This window comes from Flavobacterium algoris (assembly GCF_048158525.1).
Classification (GTDB): Bacteria; Bacteroidota; Bacteroidia; order Flavobacteriales; family Flavobacteriaceae; genus Flavobacterium; species Flavobacterium algoris.
Window position 1 is genome coordinate 22,726 of record NZ_JBLNKT010000008.1, and the last position, 12,220, is coordinate 34,945.

At 32.2% G+C, this 12,220-nt stretch carries 7 protein-coding genes; all 7 read right to left on the reverse strand.

The window, feature by feature from the left end; genetic code table 11:
* Positions 1-26 precede the first annotated feature (26 nt).
* Positions 27-2,477, reverse strand: a complete 2,451-nt coding sequence (locus ACM55I_RS06285; protein ID WP_416845904.1) for a response regulator — start codon at positions 2,475-2,477, stop codon at positions 27-29.
* A 97-nt stretch (positions 2,478-2,574) separates the two neighbouring features.
* Entirely contained in the window at positions 2,575-6,351 is a 3,777-nt protein-coding gene (locus tag ACM55I_RS06290) for a response regulator (protein WP_416845905.1), read from the reverse strand.
* A gap of 28 nt (positions 6,352-6,379) precedes the next feature.
* Positions 6,380-6,952, reverse strand: a complete 573-nt coding sequence (locus ACM55I_RS06295; RefSeq protein ID WP_416845906.1) for a chemotaxis protein CheB — start codon at positions 6,950-6,952, stop codon at positions 6,380-6,382.
* The gene (locus tag ACM55I_RS06300) at positions 6,953-7,777 is read right to left on the reverse strand and encodes a CheR family methyltransferase (RefSeq protein ID WP_416845907.1); all 825 of its coding nucleotides are present in this window, start codon (positions 7,775-7,777) and stop codon (positions 6,953-6,955) included.
* A 95-nt stretch (positions 7,778-7,872) separates the two neighbouring features.
* A complete protein-coding gene (locus ACM55I_RS06305) occupies positions 7,873-8,307 on the reverse strand; it encodes a response regulator (RefSeq protein ID WP_416845908.1) in 435 nt (144 codons plus the stop codon).
* 2 nt (positions 8,308-8,309) lie between these two features.
* Positions 8,310-11,390, reverse strand: coding sequence for a PAS domain-containing hybrid sensor histidine kinase/response regulator (locus ACM55I_RS06310; RefSeq protein WP_416845909.1), 3,081 nt, complete (start codon positions 11,388-11,390; stop codon positions 8,310-8,312).
* Between the two features lies 1 nt (position 11,391).
* Positions 11,392-11,955 (reverse strand): helix-turn-helix domain-containing protein, encoded by a 564-nt coding sequence (locus tag ACM55I_RS06315; protein WP_416845996.1) that lies wholly within the window; start codon positions 11,953-11,955, stop codon positions 11,392-11,394.
* Between the last annotated feature and the right edge of the window lie 265 nt (positions 11,956-12,220).

The window sequence follows — 12,220 nt, forward strand, 5'->3', positions numbered from 1 at the left end:
TTTAGTAGGTAACAGATTGACGATATTCAATATATGTTATTTTTAATTATATTTAGTTCTTCCTCTAATTCAGCGCATACTTGTAAATAAATTTTTTCAAGTTGTAGCACTAAATCATGTATTTCGTTTGATTTTTCTTGGGCCATTGTAAGTTCTTGAATTTTTTTTGCTAAGTTTTCAAAATCGGGACTTATTCCCATTATTGAAAAAGACGGAATCATTTTATGAGCTGCAGCTCCTAATAAAGACCAATTTTGGTCAGCAAAACTTTGTTTAATTGTATCTATTATTGGAGGGGTTTGTGCTAAATAGAGCGAAATCATTTCCATCATTAATTTTGGATTTGATTTTGTTCTCTGATTTAAATAAGTAAGGTCGATATATCTTAGTTTTTTCTTTGGATTTTCTTCGTTTTCAAAAATTGTATTGACTTTAGCACGTTTAGGTTTGTTTAAGATACCAACTATTTTACTATACAACAGCCTTTCATCAATTGGCTTAGCCATATAATCATTCATTCCTAATGCTTTACATTTATCTGCATCAACAGTTGTTACGTCAGCGCTTAATGCAATAATAGGAATTGTGGAATTCATTGTATTTCTAATGTATTCTGTAGCTTCAAAACCATTCATTTCTGGCATTTGCAAATCCATCAAAATGATATCGTAATCATTTTCTTTAAGTTTTTCAATAGCTATTTTACCATTTTCAGCAATGTCATTAGCAAATCCAAAATCTTCTAAAAGTGTTTTCATTAGTAATTGATTGAGTGCAATATCTTCAACCACTAAAACTTTTATATTATTTATTTCTGAATCTAACTCTAACATTTCATTCTCTAAGGCTGTATCGGCATTTGTTTTTTCAAAAGATAATGTAAAGCTGAATGTCGATCCTTCATTAATTATGCTTTTTACACGAATACTACCGCCTTGTGGCTCTACTAATTGTTTTACAATGGCCAGACCTAGCCCAGTTCCACCATATAATCTTGAAGTTCCGCTGGTTGCCTGCTGGAAATTTTCAAATATTGTTCCTATTTTTTCTTCAGAAATACCAATTCCTGTATCTGCTACCGCAAACTCAAGAATTACTTTATCATTATCTTCATGTAATAAATAAACACTTACCGTAATTTTTCCTTTGCTTGTAAATTTCACCGCATTACTTACCAGATTTAAAATAACTTGATGCAAACGAACCGAATCGCCTAATAGGACTGTAGGTATTTTTGGATCATATATTTTGACTAAGTTTAATTTTTTTTCTTGAATTTTTGCTTCAAATAAATGAAGCATAGCTGAAATGGTACATTCCATTTTGAAAGGCGTTTTCTCAAATGTCATTTTACCTGCATCTACTTTTGCTAAATCAAGTATATCGTTGATAAGAACGATTAATGCGTCACCACTTATTTTAATGGCATTTAAATATTCCTTTTGTTTAGTTGACAAATCTGTTTTTAATACCACTTTTGTAAATCCAATAATAGCATTCATTGGTGTACGAATTTCATGGCTCATATTCGACAAGAATTGCTGTTTAGCCTTTACCGCATTTTTAGCTGTAATGGTGGCACTTTCAGCATTTATTTTTGCTTCTTCAGCAATTGCTGTGGCTAATTCAGCAAAAACCTTGGCTTCAATCAATTCTTTTTCAATTCTTTTTTGATCCGTAACGTCTCTGGCAACAATAACAACTCCAAGCACATTTTCTTTATCATCTTTATATACTGATCCGTTGAATAATACTTCTGTTAACTTGCCGTTTTTATGACGAAGTATTAATGGAGAATCGGCAACGAATCCTTTTTCGAATACTTTTTGATACACTTCACCTGCTTTTTGTGGTTCAGTGAAATAATTAAAAAAATCAGTTCCAATTAGTTTTTCACGTGATATTCCAGTTACTTTTACTGATGCATTATTCATGTCTGTTATTTTTCCTTCGGGACTAATGGCAAATAAAGGGTCGTGACTTGCTTCAATAAGACTAAGAGAATATTTTGAAAGTAATTTTTGGGCCTTAAGATCGGTATTGAGCTTTTTTAGTTGTTCTGCTTGAATTAATAATTCTTGGTTTTTTTTATATAAATCCACAAAAACGGACACTTTTGCTTTTAATATTTCTGGTAAAAGTGGTTTTATCATATAATCGACTGCACCAGCCTGATACCCCTTATAAATTTGTGCGGAATTATCCATACTTGCCGTTAGAAAAATAATCGGAACATGTTTAAGTTTTTCTATTTGACGAATTAATTCTACGGTTTCAAATCCATCCATCATCGGCATTTGTACGTCTATTAATATGATGGCAAAATCTTGTTGGTGCAGCAGAATTTTTAATGCTTCATTACCAGAATTTGCTTTTACACACAAATAATTTTCGTTAGAAAGGATTACTTCTAAGGCAAACAAATTTTCAGGAAGATCATCGACCAATAAAATTTTAACAGGGCTATTTATTTTCATTTTCAATTGTAAAATAAAAGTTTGAATGTTGGAATACCAACAAAAAAAGTTTAATTATAATGAATAGTGGATATACCACCTTCGCAATTACGTTTTATTATTTACTTAACCATACACGCATTAATGACAGTAAACGTTCTACATCAATAGGTTTTGTGATGTAGTCATTAGCGCCAGCATCAATACATTTTTGTTTGTCGTCTTTCATGGCTTTTGCGGTAAGCGCAATTACAGGTAAATTTCTAAATTTTATTTGAGATCGTATTCGCTTCATTGCTTCGTAACCATCCATTTCAGGCATCATAATATCCATTAGTACCATATCAATGTCACTATGCACATTCAGCATCTCCAATGCATTTTTTCCGTTTTCTGATTTTATGACTTCCATTCCTCGTTCTTGCAATATTTTGGACAATGCAAAAACATTACGCATATCGTCATCTACCAATAATATTTTTTTTGAATGAAATATAGCTTCTTTATCATGCAAACTATTAATAATATTTTGTTTCGATTTTGGTAAATTACTGATAGTCCGATGAAGAAAAAGAGCAGTTTCATCCAGCAATCGTTCTTCTGATTTTATGCCTTTTATAATAATGCTCTCCGCATATTTTTGGAGTAGGTTATTTTCTTCTTTTGTAAGTTCTTTTCCAGTGTAAACAATAATAGGGGGCATGTTATGGCCTTTTATATCTTCCAGTTTATTGATAAAGTCAAAGCCGTTCATGTCAGGTAAACCAATATCTAATATGATACAATCGATGTGATTCTCTTGATACAATGCTAAAGCTTCTGTGCCTGTTGCTGCTTCAAAACAATGTACATCACCATTGCCAATGAGTATTTTCATTGCCTTTCTTGAATTTTCATTATCTTCAATAATCAATAGGTTTTTTATTTTTCTATTTACAAAATTTTCAATTCGGTTGAAAGCTTCTTCCAGTTCATTTTTAGCGATTGGTTTCATCAGGTATTCTACTGCACCTTCTCTGATTGGTTCCAGCGAACGGTCATTTGCCGAAATAATATGCACAGGAATATGCCTTACAGATGGATTTGCTTTTAACTCATGCAATACTTGCTGCCCTTTGATTCCTGGTAAACCCATATCGAGAATGATTGCTTGAGGTTTGTATTTTGAAGCAAGTAATAGACCATCTTCTCCAGTTGCTGCCGACAAACATTTGAATCCTTTTTTGTTGGCTTGATTCAAAAGTATAGCCGCAAAATTCCGATCATCTTCAATAATGAGTACTACTTTATCATCTGCGCTTATTGTGTTTCTGTCATCTTTTATGGTATCATAATTTAAATATTCAGATTCAATTTTTGGACGCGGTGTATACAAAACGGGTTTCAATGTAATTGTACTGAAAGTTTCTTGTTCAGGGAATATTTCAAGCGGAATAATGAGTGAAAAAGTTGATCCTTCATCTATAGTACTGCTTACTTTTATTTCGCTTTCTAATAATTTGGCCAATTCTCGTGAAATGGAAAGCCCTAATCCGGTACCGCCATACTTTCTGGATGTACCACCTTCTGCTTGTTGAAAAGCTTCAAATATAGCAGTTTGTTTGTCTTCTGATATTCCAATACCTGTATCAGTAACAGAAATATTCAAAGTAGTTTCTGTATTTGGGTCAATACGTATCGTTACACTTCCTTTTTCGGTAAATTTTATAGCATTGGATATAAGATTTTTCAATATCTGATTCAAACGTTGTGAATCGGTGTGAATAAATTCAGGTAAAGTTGCCGCCAATTTGCAAACAAGTTTTAATCCTTTTTGCTGTGCCTGATGTTTGAAATCACGAAGAAGATCATTTGAGAAATTTTTTAGTGATACTTTTTCAACATTTATAGACATTTTTCCTGCTTCAATTTTAGACAGATCTAGTACTTCATTAATTAGGATAAGAAGATCATGACCGCTTTTATAAATTATTTCTGCACTTTCAACCTGAACGTCATCCAGATTTTTCTTTCTGTTTTCTGATAAATCTTTTGAAAGGATAAGCAAACTATTAAGCGGTGTTCTTAATTCATGTGACATGTTTGCAAGAAATTCTGATTTATACTTGCTGCTAATTTCCAGTTGTTTTGTTTTTTGTTCAATATCATTTTTTGAAGCTTCAACTTCTTTGTTTTTCTCTTCTAATGATTGAGTTTGCTCTTCCAATTCTTCATTAGTCATTTGCAATTCCTCTTGCTGTTGTTTTAGATTTTGCGCCTGTTGTTCTAATTCTTCATTCAGTTGTCTCAGTTCTTCCTGCTGTATTTGCATTTCTTCAGCTTGAGTGGAAAGCTCTTTGTTCGCAATTCCTAACTCTGCTGCTCTTTTTTCTTTTTCTTCGTTTTGATAGGCGAGTTCTTTGTTAGCAATTCCTAACTCTGCCGCTCTTTTTTCTTTTTCATCATTTTGATAGGCCAGTTCTTTGTTCGCAATCCCTAACTCTGCTGCTCTTTTTTCTTTCTCGTCATTTTGGTAGGCGAGTTCTTTGTTGGCAATTCCTAATTCTGCCGCTCTTTTCTCTTTCTCGTCATTTTGGTAGGCGAGTTCTTTGTTGGCAATGCCTAATTCTGCCGCCCTTTTTTCTTTTTCATCATTTTGATAGGCAAGTTCTTTGTTGGCAATTCCTAACTCTGCAGCCCTTTTTTCTTTTTCATCATTTTGATAGGCAAGTTCTTTATTAGCAATAACTAATTCTGCAGCCCTTTTTTCTTTCTCCTCGGCCTGTTGAACAGTATTGACACTAATGGCTATACTGTTCATAGAAACACTGATGAATTCCTTCTCAGTTTCATTGAAATCAGTAAATTTACCTATTTCTATTACGCCAATCGTTTTACCTTCAAGTAAAAAAGGAGTAATGAGTAAATTTTTTGGTTTTGCATTCAAAACAGATGAAGTGATTCGTATTTGATCTTCGGATATATCTGTTAAATAAATTTGTTTCTGTTCCCAGGCGGCCTGACCAATTAATCCTTCATTTAACCTAAAATTTTCTTTAGTATCTTCGGCAGATGAAAAGGCAAATTTACCATTGAGTGTCAGGATATTTTCTTTTTCATTAAAGAGATACACAGCTCCTATATTTGCGTTCAGGTAAGTGCATAAAAAACTGATCGTACTGTTCGCTAACTGTGCTATACTTTGATCTCCTATTAATTTTTCATTAAGTTCAGAGTTACCTGTAAGTAGCCAGTTTTTATTAGCAGTTTCAGATTCGGAACTTTTAAGAGCTTTTAAATTTTCAGTAACGATAGTGTATACAACGACAAGAATCATAACAATGATTAACAATAAAACACCAAAAACAATATTAAACTTACTGGCATCATCTTCACTGATTTGTATCCTTTCGGCAAGTAAAGTTTGTTCAGATTCCTGTGCTTTATCAATTGTTCTTCTTATCTCATCTTGCAATTGTTTTCCTTCGCCTGAAGAAACAAATTCTATGGCTTTTTTAAAATCGGTTGTACGAATAGCTATGCATTTATTTAAATTCTCAAAACGTATTTTAAGCTCTTTTGCAAGTTCCTCAATGTGTTTTTGTTGATTGGGATTGTCTTTTGTTAATTCCTTTATTTTATCAAGTTGCTCTGTTACTTTTGTTTTGGCAGATGTAAAAGGGGTCAGGAAATCGGTATCGCCTGTAATGACATAACCTCGTACACCAGTTTCTGCATCAACAGAAGACATCAGTATTTGTTCAAATTCATATAATACCTGATTAGAATTATTTACCAAGGCATTTGAAGCGACAAATTTTTCACTGTTTTTAAAAGAGAAAATTGCAACTCCTAAAAGGACTAAAGCACAAGCAATAAATCCGATTACTATTTTTCTACCAAGGGTTATTTCCATTCTATAATATTTGTAAAGGTTATCGAAATTATTCTTTTTGTTTATCAATTTTTATCAGTAAAGCGACTATATTCTCCAACGATAAAATATAATCAGATTCAATAGCAGCAATAGCAGACTTTGGCATATAAGGAGATTCTGCGGTTTTCGGGTCTTGAATGATGGCTAGACCACCTAATTCTTTTATTCGTTTAATGCCTCCGGTCCCATCATGATTAGAGCCTGTAAGTATGATTCCAATTAATTTGTTTTTATAGGCTTCAGCCGCCGATTCAAATAATACATCAATTGAAGGTCTTGCAAAACTTACTCGCTCGTCTATGGTAAAGGAAAAGGTTTTATCCTTTTCAATCAGCAAGTGATAATTAGGTGGGGCAATATAAATTTTGCCTTTTTCAATTTTTTCTTTTTCATCCGCTTCTTTTAGATCAAGGAGACTTTTTTTATTTAAAAGTTTTATCCATTGACTATCCGAATGTGCACCTAAATGCTGCACTATAATAATGGGTGTATTGAAATCTACCGGTAAAGATGAGAATATAATTTTCAAAGCATTCATGCCGCCAGAAGAAACCCCTATTACTATTGCTTCATACTGCATTTAATATTTCTTTTTAAATATTCGTTGTTTTGTATCCAACTCAATATATTGCTCATGCAAATCCGTAAATCGTAAACTTTCTTTGGATCCCAAACATAAAACGCCTCCATTAATGATGCTATTATAAAAAAGAGTCTGGACTTTGTTTTGTAAATTTTTATCAAAATAAATCAGCACATTTCGACATAATATCAAGTGTACTTCAGCAAATACACTATCTGTAACCAAATTATGATTGGCCCAAACAATATTTTTTTTTAATGATTGATTCATAATGACGTTATCATAATTGGACGTATAATAACTGGAAAAAGATTCTTTTCCTCCTGATAATTGATAATTTGTAGTGTATTCTTTTATCATTTTGTTCGAAAAAATCCCATCTTTTGCACGGTTCAAAGCTATCTGGTTAAAATCAGTTGCATAAATAGTAGTCCTGTCATACAATCCTTCTTCTTGCAAAATGATAGCCATCGAATACGCTTCTTCCCCAGTTGCACAGCCTGCATGCCATATTTTTATAAAAGGATACGTTTTTAAAATTGGGATGACTTTTTCTCGTAAGGATCTATAAAAGGTTGGGTCACGAAACATTTCGGTTACTGTTATCGATAAATCCTGTAGTAGCTTAGAAGCAAATGCTTCATCTTTCAAAACTTTAGATTGCATTTGAGAAATATCTTCAAAGCTTGAAAATGACATTCTGTTCATGATTCTGCGCCTAATATGAGCTTGAGAATACTGCCTGAAATCATAGCCATATTTTCTATAAATAGCTTCCAATAGCAATGAAATTTCCAGATCCGATGTGTCTTTATACTGCATTTTTGTAAAATAAATTTGGCTTTTTTTATGCCAAATTAAAAATAGATTAATCTAACGAGTTATGAAACTTATGGAGAATTATAGTAAAAAATAGATTACATACGATCCATATACCAACTTAATTCTTTTTCCATTTTTTGATATTTAAAAATGGTAGTTATAATTTTTTGTAAGCGTACAAATGCTGTTTCACTTTTCACAACATAATCAAATGCCTTATGATGCATACAGTTTATAGCCACTTCAATTTTATCTTGCGAAGATAACATTACAACTGGGGTTTGCACATTGAAAGCTTTAATTTTGTCTAAAGTTTCAAGCCCGTTCATGGCATCTTGTACGATACCATCAAGTTGATAATCCAATATTATTACATCAGGATTATGAGATAAATTTTCCACACAAAGTTCTCCTGTAGAATAGGTTTCAATTATAAAATCTGCATTTTCCATAAACTCAATTTCTAAAGATTTTAAAAACAATGCATCATCATCCACCAGAAAAATTTTTATTTTGTTTTCGTTTTTCACTATTATTTATTTTTAATTACATTAAGTTCTTCTTCTAATTCACTACAGGCTTGCAAACAAACTTCTTCAAGTTGTAAGACCAGAGCATCGATCTCATCTGATTTTTCTTGTGCATTTGCAAATTCCTGAATTTTTTTTGCTATGTTTTCAAAAGCAGGACTAATCCCCATTATTGAAAATGAAGGAATCATTTTATGCGCGGCAGCACCTAATAATGACCAGTTTTGATCAGCAAAACTTTGTTTAATGGTGTCAATTAATGGAGGCGTTTGTAGTAAATAAAGCGAAATCATCTCCATCATTAATGTAGGGTTTGATTTTGTTCTTTGATTTAAATACACTAGGTCAATACATCTTATTTTTTTAGTCGTATTGTCTTTTTCATCCAAATTTTCATTAAGTTTTACACTTAGTTTTGCGAGTTTGGGTTTTTTTAATATTCCAACTATTTTGCTATATAATATTCTTTCGTCAACCGGTTTAGCAAGGTAATCGTTCATGCCAACGGCTTTGCATTTAGCTAAGTCTACGGTAGTAACATCAGCTGTTAAAGCAATAATTGGTATTTTTGAGTTCATAGTTTTACGAATGTATTCTGTGGCTTCAAATCCATTCATTTCAGGCATTTGTAAATCCATTAAAATGATATCGTAGTCTTTGGTTTTTAGTTTTTCGATGGCAATTTTTCCGTTTTCAGCAATATCACGATCAAAACCAAAATCATCCAATAATGTTTTCATTAATAATTGATTGAGTGGAATATCTTCAACCACTAATACTTTTATGTTTTTTATTTCGGTATCTAATTCCATAAGTTCATTTTCTAGACCAGCATCAGCATTTGTTTTTTGAAAACTTAATGTAAAGCTGAAAGTGGAGCCTTTATTAACTGTACTTTTCACACGAATACTCCCTCCTTGTGGCTCTACTAATTGCTTAACAATTGCAAGACCTAATCCGGTTCCGCCGTACAATCTTGAAGTTCCGCTGGAGGCCTGTTGGAAATTTTCAAATATTTTTGCTATTTTTTCTTTAGGGATACCAATTCCGGTATCAGTTACCGCAAACTCGATTACTACTTTATCGGTATCTTCATGTAATAAATCAACGCTTACCGTAATTTTTCCTTTAGAAGTGAATTTTACAGCATTACTGACCAAGTTTAAAATGATTTGGTGCAAACGAACGGGATCACCTATAAGAACATCTGGAATCTTACTGTCATATTTCTTAACCAATCTTAAATTTTTTTCTTGAATTTTTGTTTCAAATAAATGAAGCATAGCTAATATTGAGTCTTTCATTTTGAAAGGTATTTTCTCAAAAGTCATCTTACCCGCATCTACTTTTGCTAAATCAAGTATGTCATTGATGAGAACGATTAATGCATCACCACTCATTTTAATAGCATCCAAATATTCTTTTTGTTTAGCTGTCAAATCTGTTTTTAACACTACTTTTGTAAATCCGATGATGGCATTCATCGGCGTACGAATTTCATGACTCATATTTGACAAAAATTGCTGTTTTGCCTTTACTGCATTTTCCGCAATGATGGTGGCGCTTTCGGCATTTCTCTTGGCTTCTTCCGCAATTTCCGTTGCTAACTCAGCAAAAACTCTTGCCTCAATCAGCTCATTCGCAATTCTTTTCTGATCCGTTACATCTCTTGCAACAATTACAACACCAAGTAAATTTCCATTATCATCATTATATACAGAACCGTTAAACAATACATCCGTTAATTTACCGTCTTTGTGGCAAAGTGTTAGAGGTGAATCAGCAACAGAACCTTTTTCAAATACTTCCTGATATACTTCTCTAGCTTTTTGTTGTTCGGTAAAATAATCAAAGAAATCAGAATCAGTAAGTTCTTCTCTTGTCATACCTGTAATGTTTACCAACGCTTCATTCATATCGGTAATTTTTCCTTTGGTATTTATTGTAACCAATGGATCAAGACTTGCTTCAATCAAACTAAGAGAATATTGCGAAGCTAATTTTGCAGTATAGCTTAATTCTTCAAGCTCTTTATTTAAAATTTCACGTTTTACTTTTTCATTATTTTGAAATAGAAGTTCTTCGTTAGCAACGATTAATTCGTTCGCCCGTTTTTCTTTCTCATCGTTTTGAAACAAAAGCTCTTTGTTGGCTATAACTAATTCAGCAGCTCGTTTTTCTTTCTCTTCATTTTGAAAAAGAAGCTCTTTATTAGCTATTATTAATTCAGCTGCCCTTTTTTCTTTTACTTTATATTGTAAAGCAAGTTCTTTATTTGCAATTACTAATTCAGCTGCCCTTTTTTCTTTTTCATTGTTTTGAAAAGCCAGTTCTTGATTAGCAATTCTTAAATCTAATGCCCATTTTTGCTCTGCTATATCTCTTGCAACAACAACAACGCCAAGTACATTTCCGCTGTCATCTTTATAAACAGATCCATTAAATAAAACATCGGTTAATTTTCCTTCTTTATGTCTAAGGGTAAGTGGAGAGTCAGTCACTGAGCCTTTCTCAAACACTTCCTGATAGACTTCTCGGGCTTTTTGTTTCTCAGTAAAATAATCAAAGAAATCTGATTTAGTTAGTTCTTTACGCGTCATACCGGTAATGTTCACTAATGCCTCATTCATATCAGTAATTTTGCCTTCAGTATTTATGGTAACTAATGGATCAAGACTTGCTTCGATTAAGCTTAAAGAATATTTTGAAAGTAATTTTTGGGCTGTAACATCTCTCGCAGCCGCAAAAACCCCAAGAACATTTCCTTTATCATCTTTATAAACGGAAGCATTGTATAACACATCCGTTAATTTTCCGTTTTTATGTTTTATCGTTAGTGGATAATCAGCAACAAAACTTTTCTCAAAAACTTGTTGATATCCTTGTTTTGCTTTTTCTTGTTCTGTAAAATAATCGGAAAAATCAGTTCCAATTAAATTTTCCCTAGAAATTCCTGTAATTTTTATTGATGCTTCGTTTACATCAGTAATCTTCCCATCAACACTAATTGTAACAAACGGATCTAAACTAGCTTCAATTAAACTCCGGGTATATTGAGACTCGTGTTTGTTTGTTGTGCCCATTTTAATTATTTATTTCATTAGAATTTCCAATGTCTTCAATTGGATTTCTTCTTTTATCCTTCAATTGTTTGAAATGCGAAGGGGATAAACCAGTGACTTTTTTAAACTGACTGGAAAGATGCGCTACACTGCTGTAGTTCATTTTCCAAGCAATTTCAGTAATGTTTAATTCACCATAAATAATTAGTTCCTTTATTCGTTCCGTTTTGTGAGAAATTATAAATTGCTCAATTGTAGTCCCTTGTACTTCCGAAAATAAGTTAGACAAATACGTGTAATCATGATTTAGTTTTTCACTTAGATAATCAGAAAAGTTCACTTTTATGTTTTCAGTAGAATGGTGAACCATTTCAATAATCACATTTTTTATTTTTTCAATGAGCATGGCTTTCTTATCATCCATTAATTCTAGCCCAGAATTCAAGAGCGCTGATTTAAGTTTTTCACGTTGATCCATAGAAATAGTTTCCATGATTTCAACTTCGCCTAAATCGACAACAATGAAGTGTAGTCCCAGTTTTTTCAATTCCTCTTTTACCGCCATTTTGCAGCGATTACTAACCATGTATTTGATATATAGTTTCAAATTATTTTTTTTAACAGATTATGTAAAAATCGGATAAACAGTATTAGAAACACTTACATAACTTTAAAAAAAAGTTGCATAATTCACACATTATTAATTCAATTTATTTTTAATAATGTAGCCTTCGGTAGGAAAATGAGTAATTAAAAAGGGCTCTATTTTTGAATAAAATAAACCAATTGGCTATTTTAATTTTTTTTAAATTTACGAATAAACGCCGATAAAGACGCATCATTCGAATTTT